16 protein-coding genes are annotated in these 15,415 nt (G+C 57.0%); 11 read left to right on the top strand and 5 right to left on the bottom strand.

Going from position 1 to position 15,415, the window contains the following annotated elements; all coding sequences use genetic code 11:
* Window position 1: 1 nt before the first annotated feature.
* Together EYC98_RS00320 and EYC98_RS00315 are read right to left on the bottom strand one after the other, a co-directional pair.
* A complete protein-coding gene (locus tag EYC98_RS00320; RefSeq protein ID WP_279243307.1) occupies window positions 2-898 on the bottom strand; it encodes a VOC family protein in 897 nt (298 codons plus the stop codon).
* Window positions 888-1,634: an SDR family NAD(P)-dependent oxidoreductase gene (locus EYC98_RS00315; RefSeq protein ID WP_279243306.1), complete on the bottom strand. Its 747-nt coding sequence runs from the start codon at window positions 1,632-1,634 to the stop codon at window positions 888-890. The genes EYC98_RS00320 and EYC98_RS00315 overlap by 11 nt, the downstream gene beginning before the upstream one ends.
* A gap of 263 nt (window positions 1,635-1,897) precedes the next feature.
* On the opposite strand from EYC98_RS00315, the gene EYC98_RS00310 reads away from it, so the two are divergent.
* From EYC98_RS00310 to EYC98_RS00280, 7 genes are read left to right on the top strand one after another with little or no spacing between them, the layout of a single operon-like run.
* Window positions 1,898-3,022, top strand: coding sequence for a sulfotransferase family protein (locus tag EYC98_RS00310; RefSeq protein WP_279243305.1), 1,125 nt, complete (start codon window positions 1,898-1,900; stop codon window positions 3,020-3,022).
* A gap of 37 nt (window positions 3,023-3,059) precedes the next feature.
* Window positions 3,060-3,593 (top strand): nuclear transport factor 2 family protein, encoded by a 534-nt coding sequence (locus EYC98_RS00305; protein ID WP_279243304.1) that lies wholly within the window; start codon window positions 3,060-3,062, stop codon window positions 3,591-3,593.
* 11 nt (window positions 3,594-3,604) lie between these two features.
* Window positions 3,605-4,372 carry a glucose 1-dehydrogenase gene (locus tag EYC98_RS00300; RefSeq protein WP_279243303.1) on the top strand — a complete coding sequence of 256 codons (768 nt, stop codon included), beginning with the start codon at window positions 3,605-3,607 and terminating at the stop codon, window positions 4,370-4,372.
* 26 nt (window positions 4,373-4,398) lie between these two features.
* On the top strand, window positions 4,399-5,154 hold the full coding sequence (locus tag EYC98_RS00295; protein ID WP_279243302.1) for an SDR family NAD(P)-dependent oxidoreductase: 756 nt from the start codon (window positions 4,399-4,401) through the stop codon (window positions 5,152-5,154).
* A 26-nt stretch (window positions 5,155-5,180) separates the two neighbouring features.
* Window positions 5,181-6,575 (top strand): hypothetical protein, encoded by a 1,395-nt coding sequence (locus EYC98_RS00290; protein ID WP_279243301.1) that lies wholly within the window; start codon window positions 5,181-5,183, stop codon window positions 6,573-6,575.
* Complete coding sequence (locus tag EYC98_RS00285) at window positions 6,575-7,522, top strand: hypothetical protein (RefSeq protein ID WP_279243300.1); 948 nt, start codon at window positions 6,575-6,577, stop codon at window positions 7,520-7,522. The genes EYC98_RS00290 and EYC98_RS00285 overlap by 1 nt, the downstream gene beginning before the upstream one ends.
* Window positions 7,522-9,459: a DUF3604 domain-containing protein gene (locus tag EYC98_RS00280; RefSeq protein ID WP_279243299.1), complete on the top strand. Its 1,938-nt coding sequence runs from the start codon at window positions 7,522-7,524 to the stop codon at window positions 9,457-9,459. The genes EYC98_RS00285 and EYC98_RS00280 overlap by 1 nt, the downstream gene beginning before the upstream one ends.
* On the opposite strand, the gene EYC98_RS00275 is transcribed toward EYC98_RS00280, so the two are convergent.
* Window positions 9,456-9,917, bottom strand: coding sequence for an SRPBCC domain-containing protein (locus EYC98_RS00275; protein WP_279243298.1), 462 nt, complete (start codon window positions 9,915-9,917; stop codon window positions 9,456-9,458). The genes EYC98_RS00280 and EYC98_RS00275 overlap by 4 nt on opposite strands.
* Window positions 9,918-10,177: 260 nt before the next feature.
* On the opposite strand from EYC98_RS00275, the gene EYC98_RS00270 reads away from it, so the two are divergent.
* Window positions 10,178-11,107 carry a sterol desaturase family protein gene (locus tag EYC98_RS00270; protein WP_279243297.1) on the top strand — a complete coding sequence of 310 codons (930 nt, stop codon included), beginning with the start codon at window positions 10,178-10,180 and terminating at the stop codon, window positions 11,105-11,107.
* On the opposite strand, the gene EYC98_RS00265 is transcribed toward EYC98_RS00270, so the two are convergent.
* Window positions 11,108-12,004 (bottom strand): sterol desaturase family protein, encoded by an 897-nt coding sequence (locus tag EYC98_RS00265; RefSeq protein WP_279243296.1) that lies wholly within the window; start codon window positions 12,002-12,004, stop codon window positions 11,108-11,110.
* A gap of 99 nt (window positions 12,005-12,103) precedes the next feature.
* Window positions 12,104-14,122, bottom strand: a complete 2,019-nt coding sequence (locus EYC98_RS00260; RefSeq protein ID WP_279243295.1) for a DUF3604 domain-containing protein — start codon at window positions 14,120-14,122, stop codon at window positions 12,104-12,106.
* Window positions 14,123-14,253: 131 nt separating this feature from the next.
* On the opposite strand from EYC98_RS00260, the gene EYC98_RS00255 reads away from it, so the two are divergent.
* From EYC98_RS00255 to EYC98_RS00245, 3 genes are all read left to right on the top strand, one after another.
* Entirely contained in the window at window positions 14,254-14,481 is a 228-nt protein-coding gene (locus EYC98_RS00255) for a hypothetical protein (protein WP_279243294.1), read from the top strand.
* A gap of 31 nt (window positions 14,482-14,512) precedes the next feature.
* Entirely contained in the window at window positions 14,513-14,776 is a 264-nt protein-coding gene (locus EYC98_RS00250; RefSeq protein WP_279243293.1) for a hypothetical protein, read from the top strand.
* 83 nt (window positions 14,777-14,859) lie between these two features.
* Window positions 14,860-15,375 carry a hypothetical protein gene (locus EYC98_RS00245; protein WP_279243292.1) on the top strand — a complete coding sequence of 172 codons (516 nt, stop codon included), beginning with the start codon at window positions 14,860-14,862 and terminating at the stop codon, window positions 15,373-15,375.
* The last annotated feature ends 40 nt before the right edge of the window (window positions 15,376-15,415 follow it).

Genomic DNA, 15,415 nt, shown 5'->3' with positions numbered 1-15,415 from the left:
ATTACGGGGACTGGCGAATTTGCAGCGAGCGAGGCCCGCCGGGCCAGTCATGGAACGCAAAGTGCTCGTCATTCTTTTCCCAAGAGCCCTCCCCGGCTGGCTCACCGGGTGGCGAAAAATCAGCTGGGCCGCCGGCATGGACCAGTCCATGATCGCCGCGTACTAGGTGTTCAGTGTAGGGGTTGGCGCTGTCCGAGAGTGGTTGTATCAACTCGAGTTCCAGCTTACCGGCACGGGCGATATGCCTGAGGACCGGATGGCGCTTGTCTCCCCACAGCAGGGTGTCCTCCTGAGCCTCCGTTTCCGTCCAGCGGAATGCCGCAGTGTAGAAGGCAAGTGCAGTGTCCATGTCAGCGGTGACAATGGTGGCGCGATCTATGGCCGGCTTTGGCTCTTGGGCGGCAACTGCCTGTGCGCTGTCGCTAATGCCCTTGTTTTCCTGTAGTGCCTGTGTCGGTTGCAGCAGTTCGAACATGCCCGGCCCGGTGGGCGCATTGACGAAGGCGAACTTGATGCCGGGATACTCGTTTTCCTCGTTTATGGAGGCGCCCAGGTTATTCATCCGGGCGGTGGCGCCTGCGAGGTCCTCGCAATAGGTGCCTATGTGCTGGAAGCCGCTGCCGTATTGCGCCTGATAGTCGGCGGTGGTGTCATGCCCCTGGTGCACATGGAGAAACTCGACCTGTACGCTACCAGCCATGCCCAGTGCGACATCGGTCACCTTGCGCCCGCGCCACTCGCGGTAGCTGGCTTCGGCGACATCAGCCTGGAAGGTGTGAAAGGGTCCCCAGCCCAACAGGGACTCTGCATATGCCACCGCCGCAGCTACGTCGGCGACCACGAAACACACCTGTTGCGGAAACAGCCGGACGGCCTCAGATACGGCCTCAGATGGCATAAGAGCCGCCATTGATAGGCAGGGTTTGGCCGGTCACCCACGAAGCTTGCTCCGAGACCAGGTATTCCACTGCTGAAGCGACATCGTGGCCACTGCCGAGGCGACGCATGGGTATGGTTTTGATGATGGGGCCAGCGAATTCCTCGGGCACGTTGTCCATCAAGCCGAGGGAGAGCACATTTGCGGTAACGCCGCTGGGCCCCACTTCGCGGGCAATGTGGCGCATCAGGTGTGCGGCACCTGCCTTGGCGGCGCCGTACACAGAAACATTGATGTCCAGTCCGGCGCGCCCTGCTTCCGAGGAAATGGTAATGATTCTGCCCCAGCCGCGTTCGCACATCCCGTTCAGCACCGCGTGGGTGCAGTTGAGCACGCCGTACAGGTTGACCTTGAGGTATATATCCCACTCCTCCGGGGGCATGTCCTTGAAGGCGATCTGGTGGGTGTCCTGGGTGCCGGCATTTCCTGCGTTATTGATCAATATATCGATCGGGTCGTTGGCCGCCTCGTAGCTGCCAACCTGGTCCTGCACAACCTCCGTTTTGGTGATATCGAAGGCCAGGGGACATGAGTCACCTCCTGCCTTCGTGATTTGCTCTGCAGCCGCCGTGGCCCTGGCTGGGTCGATGTCATTGATCAACACCTTGTGGCCCAGCTCAGCCATCCGCTGGGCCACCACCAGCCCCATTCCCTGGCCGGCGCCGGTGATCAGAACCGTGCGTTTTTGCTCATCCACGTGATTCCCCTGTCGTGTACTCAAGCTGGATCGATTTATGGTCACCATTGTCGCCAACGCGGCTATGAATCGGAAGCTGTATTGACGTTTAGCAGCTATAGACTGCAAGAATGGTCCAGGCGCTGCCGGGCAGTGGCGAATTCATAGGTGCTATAGCGTTTATCGCCTAGTTTGGGCGATTGGGCTGTGTAAGATGATCACCCTTTGATACGTGAAATCGCAGTGATCCACAGTGGCCAGGGGCAGCAGGAGGACTCATCCAAGTGAAGCAGTTACTTGAAGAAGCGATGCAGATCGCCGGGCTGACGGACTTTGGCGATGAACGCTTCAAGCTGGGGCTGGCCGCGTTGCTGGATACCTATTCGAGCAACAACTTCACCACCGAGGCGCAAGGCAAACTGCGACGCCGGATGTTGGAACTGCTGGTCAGTCGTTTGCAAATAGAAGATGCCTTCAAGCGCCACCCGGAGGCACTGGAACAGACCATTTCACAGCCGCTTTTTCTGACAGGCCTGCCCCGGACCGGAACCTCGGCGCTGCTCAATGTCCTTTCTGTTGACCCCGCCTGGCGATCGTTGAAACTCTGGGAGGCCCATAATCCGTCACCTCTCGAAGGTTTGGCGCCGGGACAAGAGGACCCGCGCTACCTGCGGGTAAAAAAATACTACGACGCGATGAATGAATCATCGGACTTCAAGAAAATCCATTTTATGGGTGCCGATTCGGCGGAGGAATGTATATTCCTGACCAATCACACCTTTGAGGATGCGGCCTACGGTTTTGAAATCTTCCTGGAACCCTATGCTGAATTCTACCGGGGGGTGGAACGCGGCTACCAGTATGCCTATCACGCCAATCTGCTGAGACTGCTGCAGTGGCAGCGACCGGGAGAGAGCTGGTTGCTGAAGACCCCCTCCCATGTTTGCCACCTTGATATAATTCTGTCTGAGCACCCCGACGCGGGAATCGTGATAACCCACCGCAACCCGCTGGAGGTCGTGGGGTCCTACTGCAGCATGATGATGACGGTTGTACCGGAACAATCCCGGACAGACCCGCATGATATGGGGCGGCGGGTGCTGGAGCACCTGGCTATGCAGATGGACCAGAGTATGGACTCGCGTGCGCGGCTGGACAGTTCGAGAATCGTTGATGTGAACTACAACGATTTCATCGAAGACAGTGTGGCGGTTGTGGAAGATATCTATGAATCTTTAGCGATCCGATGTCCGGCGGAGACACGGGACAGCATCAGTCAGTATGTTGTCGATCATCCCCGGGGCAAGCACGGCAGCCACGATTATCAGTTGGCCGATTTTGGGCTTACAGAGAACCAGGTGCAGGACCGTTTTGCGCGCTACCTCGCCAGCTATGATCTCGCAGTCTGATGAATTCTAACCTGACAACACACCGGAGACCCGAGCGATGAATCGACTGGAAGAAGCAGAAGAGATAAAGAAACTCAAATACCGCTATTTTCGTTACCTGGACTGCAAGCAGTTCCAGGCGATGGAGGCGTGTTTCGCCGAGGATGCGACCTCTTCTTACGATAGTGGACGGCACACCTACCAGGGGCGCGCCGCGATTCTCGGGTTTCTAACCGATAGTCTCTCCAACCCGCGGATACTGCACCAACACCATGGTCATCACCCCGAGATAGAGATTACCAGTGAGACCACTGCGACAGGTGTGTGGTACATGGACGATACGGTGCATATTCTCGATCACAATATGAAAGTTCGCGGCAATGGCATCTATTGGGATGAATACATCAAGATCGATGGCCAATGGCGCTACCAGCATATCGGCTATGAGCGGGTCTGGGAGTACAGTGAAACTCTAGGCGAGCGCGAGTTGGTATTCAAGAGCATGTTTGATGACGCTGAACGTGAGCGACGCTCAGCGCGTCAGAATCGCCCCGGTGAACCACCCATTGTTTACTGGGAACAACAGGGATAGAAGGGTCAGTTATGCTGCTCAAAGATAAGGTTGGTCTGGTGACGGGTGGCGGTGACGGTATTGGCCGCGCCACGGCCCAGATGTTCGCGCGCGATGGTGCCCGGGTAGCCGTGGCGGATATCCGCCTGGGTGCTGCTGAGGAAACCGTTGAACTGATTCGTGCAGAAGGCGGTGACGCCTTGGCACTGGAGACCGATGTCTCCAGTGAGTCCGCCGTTGCGCAGATGGTGGACGCGGTGATTTCGCACTACGGCCGTCTGGACTGTGCCTGTAATAATGCAGCGGGTGGCGGCGGTTTCAACCGGGTCCCGGATGTCACTGAAGAAAGCTGGGACCGCTGCCAGAGTATTACCTTGAAGGGTGTCTGGTTGAGCATGAAATACGAGATACCAGCGATGTTGTCTTCGGGTGGCGGGGCGATTGTGAATATCGCTTCCTTGTCCGGGGTGCGCGGTGAGGCGCTGCAATCTCCCTATAGTGCAGCCAAAGGTGGTGTTATTGCGCTGACGCGCACCGCGGCGGCGGAATATGCGCAGCAGGGCATTCGTGTCAATGCGATTAATCCGGGTGCCATACTGACCCGGGCGCTGGCCAACTATATTGATACCGTGCCGGGGGCCAGGGAACACACCGTAGGTACTCATGCCATGCGCCGGTTTGGCCAGCCGGAAGAAATAGCCGATGCGGTGGTTTACCTCTGTTCTGAACGGTCATCTTTTGTCACCGGGCATTCACTGAACGTGGATGGTGGTGTCATGGTGAATCCGCACACACTGTAGTCCCCTGCAATTTTCCGGAGTAATACATGAACAACAGGTTTGAAAACAAGCGCGTCTTTGTCAGCGGCGCTGCCTCTGGTATGGGGCGGGCGACAGCGCTGCGCTTCGCCGCCGAGGGCGCCAGGGTCTACTGTGTAGATCTCGACCAGGACGGGGTGGAAGCGACCGTCAGAAAAATGGAACGAGGCAGTGATGAGGCCGTCGCCGCCCGCCTGGACGTGACCAGCGGCGATGCCTGTCGCAGCGCTATTGCGGATGTTTCTGCGCGCTGGGGAGGCATTGATGTGCTGTGCAACGTCGCCGGGGTTGGCGGTATACGAGCCCTGGGAGAGGAGACCGATGAAGGTTGGGCGTTGGCCATGGCAGTGAATGCCAACGGACCCTTTTATCTCAGCCAGGCGGCAATGCCTCACCTGGTGGAAAGTCGCGGCGTGATCATTAACGTGATATCCACTGCGGGTTTGCAGGGGCAGGCGTATATGAGCAGTTACGTCGCCTCCAAGCATGCGCTGCTGGGGCTGACCCGCACACTGGCGCTGGAATTTGGAAGGCAGGGGGTGCGCGTTAATGCGGTTTGCCCAGGTGGGACCAAGACGGCTTTTCTACAGGGATTTCAGCTCGATGACAATATCGACATGGGATTGATTGCGCGGACCAGCCTGCTCGACGAAATGGCAGAACCGGAAGATATGGCGGCCAGCATTTGCTTCCTGGCATCGGCAGAGGCCAGGTTTGCCAATGGTGCAATCCTGTCCGTGGACGGCGGCTCCGTTGCCGGTTAGAAAGACAAACCAGAGGGTGTAAGAACATGAGTGATAGCGGTGATTTAAGCAGGGACAGTGCCCAGTTGCGGGAAGCCTGGGACGATCTGATCGACAAGTTGCAGGATGCGCGGGACATTATAGAAAGCCCCGATCGCTTTGCACCGGAGCCATCTCCACGGATCCTGGCGGAGGGCTACCGCTATCTGATGGGGTTTGTGCACCACGCCATAGAGCGCACGTTTCATGCTGACCCGGAGTTCCCTGCCTTTCGCAACGCCCTGTCGATTTTTAACAAGTCGACCATTGAGAATGCCGACGCGATTTACTTTTACGCACCGATTGATGGTCGTAATCGCTACCTGATCAAGGGCAAGGCGGCGGATTTCAGTCACTGGAAGGGGTTGCCACGACCGGCACAGGGGCCTTATGCGCCCCAGTACTTCATCTTTGAAACTGCCAATGGACCTATGTCCGGGGACACCGGTGACCTGCGCGAATTGGTGCCGGGCTTTCGGACAGGTTTTGGCACCCTGGATACCTCCAGTTTGGTCATCGATGATAACGGTGAGTTTGAACTGTTACTCGGCCCTGAGAAACCTGAAGGCTATACGGGCAACTTTCTCTGCACGGTGAAAGGCCCCAACAAAAGGGACCCGGAGGGCGCGGACCGCTACGCTACGTTTATCAGCGGTCGCCAGTTGTTTTATGACTGGGAGAACGAGGAAGCTATACATCTCAGCATTACCAACCTCGATCGCGAGGGCGGGCACCCGGAGCCATTGACCCCGGAGCGGGCCGCCTCAGAGTTGCGCGAGATGGGTTCGATACTCAACGGGCAGATGGCGTTCTGGCTGGATTTTTATGACAAGGTGCTCAACGTTTTCGGCAGCCACGGTGGCCCGGAGGATGGCCGGTACTTTTACCAGGAGAATGGGTACAACAAGCCAAATGCTGCCTCCAGTGATACCGGTGGTGGAATGAGCACCAACGTCTATGCCGGTGGTATGTATCACTTGCAGGATTATGAAGCGCTTTACGTTGAAGCTACCTACACTGGCGACCCGCTGTACGTCAGTGTGCACCTGGGCAACCTGTGGGGTGAATCGCCGGACTATGCCAATCACCAGAGCAGCCTCAACCTGCACCAGATGTTCATGGGTGAGGATGGTGTACAACGCTGGATCATTGCCCACAAGGACCCCGGTGTACAGAACTGGCTGGACACCACCGGGCTGCCCAAGGGCTTTCTCTCGCACCGCTGGGCCTATGCCGAGATGCCCGCTGAGGAGGATTTCCCAACGATCCGGGCAGAGAAGATTCGGCTCGATCAGGTGGAGGACTATATCCCGGCGGACATGCCGCGCCTGACGCCGCAGCAGCGGCGTGATGAGATCGCGGTGCGACAGGCGCATGTGCAGCGTCGCTACCGGGTGTTCTGATGACTGTTTCAAACCGCGAATTTAGTGAGCAGGAGCTGGCCAATGCTGGTCGTCTGACTGTCGATCTCATCGGGGAGGCCTGTGACAACGCCGACACAACAGAAATTACGTGGCTGGTGGAACGGTTCAGGGTCGAACTGATGACCATGTTTTTCAGCTACAGCGGTTGGGAGCGCAATATCCTGGGCTGCATTGAGAAGCTGGGCAGCGCGGAGATCGCGGAGCAGGCGTTGCAATCCGTAGAAGATTACGAAATCGCCCCTGAGAGACGCTGTGCTACCGAGGGTGTGGCCGCTGATTGGAATACGCGCGTCGATGCACTGCTAGCGCTGAATGAACAAGGTAAAGGCGTGCAGCTGGTGGCTGATGCTCAAGCGCTCCGGGTCGATGCCCTGGCACTGCACGACAGTATGATGTCCAGGGTGGTGGCCCTGCTCAGTATTGCCTACCGGCAGTTCGGAGAAGCGGAGCTGAACTGGGTGTTCTCCCAGGTTATGCGCACGGAAGGCATGGATGGCGACGGCAACCTGTCTTTCCGCGAGAAAGTTGAAAATATCATGCAGTTTACCCGCTGCCATATGCTGCCCTTTACGGTCACCGAAGACGACCACAAGGTCACTTTCATGCCAGACCCCTGCCCCAGCGGCGCGCGGCTGATTCGCGAGGGCCATTACGACAAGCCACGTGACAATGCCATTGTCACAGACCAGAGTGCGCTGACCTATGGCCGGCGGGAGTTCCCTATCTACTGCTGTCATGAACCCTCCATGGAATTGACCACGGCACTGCGTACCGGTGTGCCGCTGTTTATTGTTGATCCGCCGGAGGACGTGGGCATTTCTCCGTGCAAGGTTTATATCTACAAAGACCCTGCAAACATTCCCGAGAAGTACTACCACCGCCTGGGTATCGAGAAACCCGCAGACTTGATTGCAACCAGTCAGTGATGGGTGCTGGCAGATGGCCTGGCACTACCTGTCTGGCGCTGGCGCTCGCCTTGTGCTCCCTTGCCCAAGCCGCCGAATATTCCCCGGCGGTACATCAGGACATTCCGCGTAGAGTGTTCTGGGGTGACACCCATGTACATACCAATCTCTCCACCGATGCGTTCAGTATGGGAAACCGAACGTTGGGGCCTGAGCAGGCCTACCGATTTGCCCGCGGCGAGACCCTGACCAGCCAGACTGGGGTAAGGGCGCGACTGGCGCAGCCCCTGGACTTCCTGATGGTGGCCGACCACGGCGCATTTCTCGGTGTTATGCCCAAGCTCTACCAGCGCTCGCCAGTGTTATTGAACACACGCTTCGGCCAGCACATGATCAGGTACATAGACAGTGGAGAAGACTTTCTCGTCCTAAAGGACTTTGCGATCCTCGCCATGGGCCTTGGCCAGGTGCAAAATCCCGAAGACTACGTCGATGAGGCCCACGGCGTTACCCTGGATTATCTGCACTCTTTACGGGGTCTGGAGTTGGAGGCTCCGGTGCAGCGGGCGTTGTGGAAAGAAGTAGGTGCTGTTGCTGACGCGTTCAACGAACCCGGTTTGTTCACCGCCTTTATCGGTTATGAATGGACCTCCACACCGGATGGCAACAACCTGCACCGCAATGTCATGTTCCGTGACGGTTCAGATCGGACCTCCAGCGTGTTGCCGTTTACCTCGATGGACAGTGGTGATCCCGAAGCCCTATGGCAATACATGGCTGAGTATGAAGCAACAACCGGTGGTGCGGTTCTGGCTATACCTCACAATGGCAATTTGAGCAATGGACTGATGTTCGCTGAGGAGACGCTGGCCGGTGAGCCCATCGATCGCGACTATGCGCGGCGACGTGCACGTTGGGAGCCGATTATCGAGGTCACGCAGATCAAGGGTGATGGTGAGACGCACCCCTACCTCTCGCCGGATGATGAATTTGCCGACTTCGAGAACTGGGACCAGTTCAACCTGTTTGCCAGTGCTGCGAAGACATCGGAGATGCTCAAGCATGAATATGCGCGGCAGGCGCTGCGCAATGGGCTGGCACTGCAGCAGAGTCTCGGCGCAAATCCATTCAAGTTTGGCATGATTGGCAGCACTGACTCACATACCTCGCTGGCCACCGCAGCGGAGGACAATTTCTTCGGCAAGCAGTCAGGCAATGAACCTGAGCGTGGCCGGATGGCCAGACCCTTTACAACCGGCGAGCTTGAATCGCCGGTATTCAACTGGATGCTCAGTAGTTCCGGCTACGCCGCGGTCTGGGCGCGCGAAAATACGCGCGACGCCTTGTTCGATGCGATCCGTCGACGCGAAACCTATGCAACCACCGGTCCCCGAATCGCAGTTCGTCTGTTTGCCGGTTGGGAGTTTGAGCCTGGCGATGAGCAGCGCGCTGCTTTTGTCGAGTTCGGCTATCAACACGGTGTTCCCATGGGAGGGGAACTGGTCTTCAGACCAGAGGTCGATGCCCCGCGATTCATGGTCTCCGCCATGAAGGACCCGCAGGGCGCCAACCTTGACCGGGTGCAGATAATCAAGGCCTGGGTCGACCCTGAAGGCGTAACGCACGAGCGAATATACAATGTGGCGGCCTCAGCCGGGCGCACTATCCGGGACAATCGCCTGGCGTCGGTTGGAACAACAATTGATGAGCGCAAGGCGGAATATCGCAACAACATTGGCGCTGTGGAGTTGGCCACCGTGTGGCAGGATCCGGACTTTGACCCCGGCCAGCACGCCGCTTACTACGCGCGAGTGCTGGAGATTCCAACACCGCGTTGGACAAACTACGACGCGGTGAGATTTGATGAACCGGTACCGGCTGGCGCACCCAAATTTGTGCAGGAGCGAGCCTACACCTCGCCTGTCTGGTACACCCCCAGAGATACCGCAGTTCGCTAATCAGTGCTGGAGTACAGTTGTTCGGCGCGCGCCTTCAGGTCGTAGGCACAGCGGTTGAAGCCAGCCTCCACCATCGGAGCGAAGTGGGTCATCATCTCGGTTTTTCCCGGACCGCTGAATTCATCGATGGTCTGGTAGGTGCAACTTTTAGCGTCCAGTGATTTGAGATTCTGGCTGCGCTGGGCATGTACCGGGTCTTCTGGTTTGTTGGCCATGGCCCAGGCGATGCACTTGAGAGGCTCCACCCGGGAGATGTACTCCACCTGGTTGGACAGTGAGTCGCCGAGGTTCACCATCATGTCTACTGCGGCACCCAGTTCCAGCGACGTATTGAGCGCTGTGGGACAGAAACTGTTCCACTCCCCGTAGGCGTCGAAGTCCAGGAGGATATCCCAGACCAGCTCCACCGGTGCGTTGATGGTTACCTCGTCGGAGATGACTGCGTCTTCTGTAATCACTTGTGGACGTCCTCGTATTGGTTCAGACTCTATGCTAAACCAGTTGGCGCCTTGGTAATTAGCGCAGTCTGAACTTACAGCTATGCCTGAGTTTTCATAGTCGCAGCACTCGTTACCGATGGACCTTCCAGCGCATTGGCATCGTTAAGGTGGCAGGTCTGTAAAGCATAGTAGCCATACCAAATTCGGCTAATTGATCAAGTTAGTAATCGCTTATATTAACTGCGCCTTTGAAATATCCCCGTTGGAGGTTAGTGCAGATGGTTTCTGCGTATCTCGATCAGCTTCTTCCCGCGTTCATTATGTTGTGTTATGCCTACGGTTTGTTGCTGGTGACATGGCCGGTGTTTCTTTTGCTGGAGAAACTGTCTCCAGTGAATAGCGATATTCGTGGCTCACATTTCTGGTTTAACTGGAAGATCACCTTTTCTAACTGGTTGATCACACCGGCATTTTCGGCCCTGGTTGTCGCGTTCAGCTTGTTTGTGGCGCAGAGTATCGGTGCGCCTGTGTTCGCTTATCCGGCTATCGACATTGGACTGGGTGTGCCGGCCATCGACCTGGCGTTGAATGCCCTGGTTCTGCTGTTTGTTTCGTGCTTTCTTGCAGACTTCTGGTACTACTGGTGGCATCGGCTGCAACATAAGCTGCCATTTCTGTGGGAACTGCATAAGCTCCATCACAGTGACGAAACTCTGAACACCACGTCTATCTACCGGTCACATTTCCTGGAGCTGGCGGGCCAGGCACTCATCCGCGGCCTGAGCGTGGGGCTGATCTTCGATCTGTCTTCGCCGCCACAAACTATGCTGGCAATTCTGGTCGCCGGCCTGCTGCCACCGGTCTGGGACTTTTTCATTCACGCCAACGTTCGCTACGATTGGCTGCACAGATTGCTGCCCTATTTTTCGACTCCGCAGTACCACTGGATTCATCATTCCAGGCTGCCACAACACCAGGATACCAACTTCGCCATATGGCTGCCTTTGTTCGATAAAGTGTTTGGCAGCTACTACCATCCGGCGGTAGATGAGTACCCGCCCACGGGTCTTTCTTCCGGAGAGAAAATTGATACCGTTTGGGAAGCCCAGGTAGGGCCCTTGAAAGCCTGGTGGCAGATGCTGACTGGATCAAAGGCGCAACTAACAGCGGTGGGCGCGGACCCTGCCAGCGCGGAAAGCTCCAAGTAACTACTGGGCAGTTAAAGCCTGCTTCTGGGTGCTGGCCATATTGTGGTTGCCCGTGTGTGACCAACCCGGTGGCATCAGCATATATCTGAGCTTGTTTCCTAACCCCGGTGCCTGTTGGATGTCGCGCCACAACAGGGCCATTTCGCCCAACTGTACGTCGCGCCAGCTCTCTACATCTACGTCACGGGTAATTCCGTACTGTACTGGTTCCTCGTCACGCAGTGGCTGTAGCGTGCCCATGGCCCAGTCCCAGAACAGGGTCATTGAGTTGTAGTTGGTGTCCATATACATGGGGTTCTTTGCGTGGTGTACCCGGTGGTAGGAGGGGGTTTGCAGGAAGTGTTCAAGCGGACCGTAGCGTTTGCTTACCACCCGCGGGCTTATATGCAACAGACTGCCCCAGAATGCGTCGATCACATTGATAGCAATGATAATTTCAACGGGGACTCCGCATACCGCCGGCATGAAGCCGAGGAAGAACGCCATGTAGGGTACTTCCAGCAGGTGATGGTTGTATCCCACCACCATGCTGATGTTGTCGGGGGCGTGGTGGGGTGAATGCAAACACCACAGCAGGCGTACTTTGTGGGCCAGAAAATGCTGCACCCAATACCAGAATTCATAGATCAGCAGGCCAATAATCCACATGTACCAGCTGTGCTCCAGGGATATCGGGGCGAGCGAGTGGCCAGCCAATGCCATGAAACCGGTTCCAAACAGCGGGATCAATGAGCTGAGCGGGGTGACGGCTATCGCGTTCCTGAGTGGCTGCCAGAAATCATGACGGAAGCTGACCTGGCGGCTTATCAGTGTTAGCCACAGCATTTCTCCAATACCATAGAGCATCATGGCCAGGAGTGCGTAGGCGGCTATAGGGCTGATTTCGATACTTTCCATCAAACTCCAACCGAGCTATGTGATGAAGACAGGTTAACCCACGATGGGGTGTTGATTAATAGAATAAACACGCCAGCACTTATGCCCTGTATAACCAAGCTATTGGCGGGCATACCAGATGGGCGAGGTCCAGGCGCGCTCCTGGATAGTTTTCGGGTAGGCAGGGTCATCGCAGGTCGGCGGGCGCTCGTCAGCGGGGAACGCGTTGCATTGATAGGTGTTCCAGCGACAACTGGGATTCTCCAGCACACGGGCGTAATAGACGGCGTGCTGGCTGTCGGAAAAACCCGGGTCCTGCCACACAGTGCATAAACTTCTAAAGCCCTCACCACGTGGCTGACAGCTGCCGACATCCACCGTAGCACCATTGTCCGGCGTACCGGCCACGTCGAAGACCTTCTGCTGCATTATGCCGTTTTCATCCACCCAGCCCTTGATAACCTGCAGCCTTTGCAACAATCCGCCGGGATGTTCTGTGGTGCCGTTGTCAGCAGTGGCCGCTACCAGAAAATCAGGAGATACGGAGTTCGCTGATGAGGTCAGCGTGCTGCCCATGGGAACACCGGCTGCGTAAGCCCTGGCAATCATATCGGTAGAGTCGCAGAGCGAATCTGGCAAGGCGTTAGCGGCGAAGAATCGCGGCACGATGCGAGGGCCGGAGGTGCCAAAGGCTTCCCGGCGTTGCATGGCATCGAATAAGTCTTCCCGGGTGTTCTGCTCGGCAAATACACCCGCCAGACCGCCGGGGCTGAATCGCGCCTGGCGTACCGAGGCAACGCCACCAGGCAGGACGGTCTCCGGTTGCAGGCGTTCCTCGGGCGTATCGGTGAGCACCAGGCCAGAGCGGTTGTCATACTCGTCCACGTCACCGCCGTTGGAGTCATGGGTATCGCTAGCGGCTATGATCCCCAGCTCGAAGGGATTGACTCCCAGGCGCGCACGCTGCTCAAGACCTTCCGTCAGAACGTAGCGGATAAAGTTGCGGCGCGAGACGCAGCCAGTCATTGCAAACCCTTTGTCACCAATCGCATCACCACAATCTTCCAGGCCCTCAGACTCATGACGGAGTTTTTCAAAGTCGCAGAACTCGTCGGGGGCACCGCCGACTCGGTACAGGCCATTGCGGCATTCCGAATCCCCCTTGCTCTGGTAGATTTCAACCAGGGGCTCGGTTCGACGGCGCAAACTGGCGATTTCAGTCTGTTGCTCAATAGACTCGACATCCGCATACTGCGGTGCAAACATCTCTCCCGATGAGACATTGCTGTTGTGGGGAATAGCCAGTGCCTGACAGCCATTGTCGGCGCCGTTACAGGCTGCCTCGAGATGTCGCCATAGCTCCAGGGGTCGCTTCGCCAGGCGGGCGCTTACCGGAAGATTCAGTACTTCTGCAGAGCGAAACAGCACGTTGCGGTGCATGTTGTTCCCCCCATCAGGAGTGGTCAGGGAATATTCATAACCCACGAAGGAAGTGAATTCGCAGTCGGCGCTGCGGTCGTAAGACTGTTCCGCGGCACGTTGGATACGCTCCCAGACAGGTCCGCCCTGAACTGTACAGGTTGGATCCCCGGGACAGATTTCTTCCACAGACACCGCCGTGGGGCCGACACCCCCGCTGGAAAATATGCGGCCCAGGCGCGACAGGTTGTCGGGCAACAGTGCAGCCCACCATACTTCGCCCCTGATGGTGTGGCATACCTGGTGGTTGTAGTCTTCCTGTGCCGGGTCAGTGCAGATGCCGATCTGTCCGAACTGTTCCGCGTGATCGGTTACCGCGGCGAAATCCAGGGGCCGGTCGATCTGCAGGCGTACCTGTTCCGGACCACTGAATATGGGTTCTCCACGGGCAAAGGCATAGGCCGACTCGGGTCCATTGTCGTTGTCAAAAACCCAGGCGTCGAAAGATAAGCTGGTATGGATATGCAGTGCGCCAAAGAAAGCCCGCTTGTCCGGGTGTGAATCGCGACAGGGCTGGCGCTGGTCATCGCCTGCGAATGCCGGGGTTCTGGCAATAATTTCGAGCGGCTCCGTGGCCGGGGCAGTCTCGGGTTTGCTGTCGCAGGCGAGCAGCGTGGCAACAAGCAACAGATGGGTGGTGATGCGGAAAACTGGTGACATGGTTGGTTATGGCTCATTCGCGATTTCTGCCATGTTAGTGTGCCACAGCCTTTTTGTCCCCGACGTTGGGTATTAAGTCGATAGAAAGCGCCGATGCTATGCTTTTTCATACTCCTGAGGCCAGTTAACCTATGTCTATCGATTGTCGTACCAGACGTCACTGTGAGCGCAAGGACCTTAACCGGGATGACATCTTTGATGCATTGATCCCGGCGGCCCTGCCGCGCAATGCTGAACTCGCCGCCAGGGGTCTGGACTACAAGAACCTGCCATCTCTCAGCTTCGACGTGGACGGCCGCAGTATCACCCTGGTTGAGCAAGGTGGCGCCCTGCGCATTGTCGAGGGGGCAGGCCGCTGACGCCGCTACGGTGAAACTGGGGAGCGAGGCGTTGTCGGATCTGGTTCAGGACTGGACCAGCACCATGGGGTTGGTGATGAACTCCCGGGCAAAGATATGCCGCGGCAAATTCGAGGACTGGATAGGCTGGGAGCCGGTATTTCGCGCTCTGTTCGATGGCCGTCCGGTACATGAAGCGGGTGCCATTGCTATCACCGACCGCAATGGCAGTGACCTTGACCTGGGACGCAGCTTCAATCTGGATGATGACCCGGAGGAGATTGCTCATTTTCTACGGCAGGCAGGGTTTGGTTAATAAGTGTTATGCGCGAATCTATCTGGTTCACCCGTGGCTCGCACTCTACTATCATCGGGTCCTGAATAGTTGTGGTGAAAGACATGAATGAAAATAGCTCGCTGCTATCCGTACAAGATCACATTCGCAGCGAAACCAAAAAGAACATCGTGATCAATTTGGTACTCAATGCCGCCATAGCCTATGGCACCCTGCACAGCCTGACCGAGATCAGCACCTGGGGTGAGCATGGTTATGGCAAGGACCTGATAATCACGGGCTTTATCCTTTCCGCGATCCTGGGCGCCATATTTATCGGGTTATTTAGGCGCAAACGAAACAAAGAAGAGATCATACCCACAGGCACCGAGGGCCTGGCTCTGGCCTGGCTGCTACCCTATAACCCCTGGCTGGCTGCCCCGTGGATGGGAGTGTTGGGTGCAGCACTCGCCGCACCCCTGCTGCTGGGACTACTGGCGCTGCTCGGCGTAGAAGCTTTGTCTCCTGTTGCCTACGCCACTATCAAGGGTATCTGGGCAGCTGCCCTGTCTGCCGTCGTGGTACCCATCGCCATACTACAAGGCCTGCGCGCGCCCCCCGCTGGGGTACTGACAAGTTAACGTGAAGTCATTGGCTGGCGCTACGCAAACAGGGGTCAGG

This window comes from Candidatus Litorirhabdus singularis, from assembly GCF_026262625.1.
Taxonomy (GTDB): Bacteria; Pseudomonadota; Gammaproteobacteria; order Pseudomonadales; family Halieaceae; genus Litorirhabdus; species Litorirhabdus singularis.
Note: the sequence above shows the minus strand (reverse complement) of the source record. Positions and strands in the feature narration are given on the sequence as shown.

What these genes read in the sequence shown, in the direction of transcription:
- EYC98_RS00280 (WP_279243299.1), top strand. Translation starts at nt 7,522, where the DNA reads ATGGGTGCTGGCAGATGGCCTGGCACTACCTGTCTGGCGCTGGCGCTC.
- EYC98_RS00305 (WP_279243304.1), top strand. Translation starts at nt 3,060, where the DNA reads ATGAATCGACTGGAAGAAGCAGAAGAGATAAAGAAACTCAAATACCGC.
- EYC98_RS00260 (WP_279243295.1), bottom strand. Translation starts at nt 14,122, where the DNA reads ATGTCACCAGTTTTCCGCATCACCACCCATCTGTTGCTTGTTGCCACG.
- EYC98_RS00285 (WP_279243300.1), top strand. Translation starts at nt 6,575, where the DNA reads ATGACTGTTTCAAACCGCGAATTTAGTGAGCAGGAGCTGGCCAATGCT.
- EYC98_RS00245 (WP_279243292.1), top strand. Translation starts at nt 14,860, where the DNA reads ATGAATGAAAATAGCTCGCTGCTATCCGTACAAGATCACATTCGCAGC.
- EYC98_RS00300 (WP_279243303.1), top strand. Translation starts at nt 3,605, where the DNA reads ATGCTGCTCAAAGATAAGGTTGGTCTGGTGACGGGTGGCGGTGACGGT.
- EYC98_RS00265 (WP_279243296.1), bottom strand. Translation starts at nt 12,004, where the DNA reads ATGGAAAGTATCGAAATCAGCCCTATAGCCGCCTACGCACTCCTGGCC.
- EYC98_RS00295 (WP_279243302.1), top strand. Translation starts at nt 4,399, where the DNA reads ATGAACAACAGGTTTGAAAACAAGCGCGTCTTTGTCAGCGGCGCTGCC.
- EYC98_RS00255 (WP_279243294.1), top strand. Translation starts at nt 14,254, where the DNA reads ATGTCTATCGATTGTCGTACCAGACGTCACTGTGAGCGCAAGGACCTT.
- EYC98_RS00290 (WP_279243301.1), top strand. Translation starts at nt 5,181, where the DNA reads ATGAGTGATAGCGGTGATTTAAGCAGGGACAGTGCCCAGTTGCGGGAA.
- EYC98_RS00270 (WP_279243297.1), top strand. Translation starts at nt 10,178, where the DNA reads ATGGTTTCTGCGTATCTCGATCAGCTTCTTCCCGCGTTCATTATGTTG.
- EYC98_RS00320 (WP_279243307.1), bottom strand. Translation starts at nt 898, where the DNA reads ATGCCATCTGAGGCCGTATCTGAGGCCGTCCGGCTGTTTCCGCAACAG.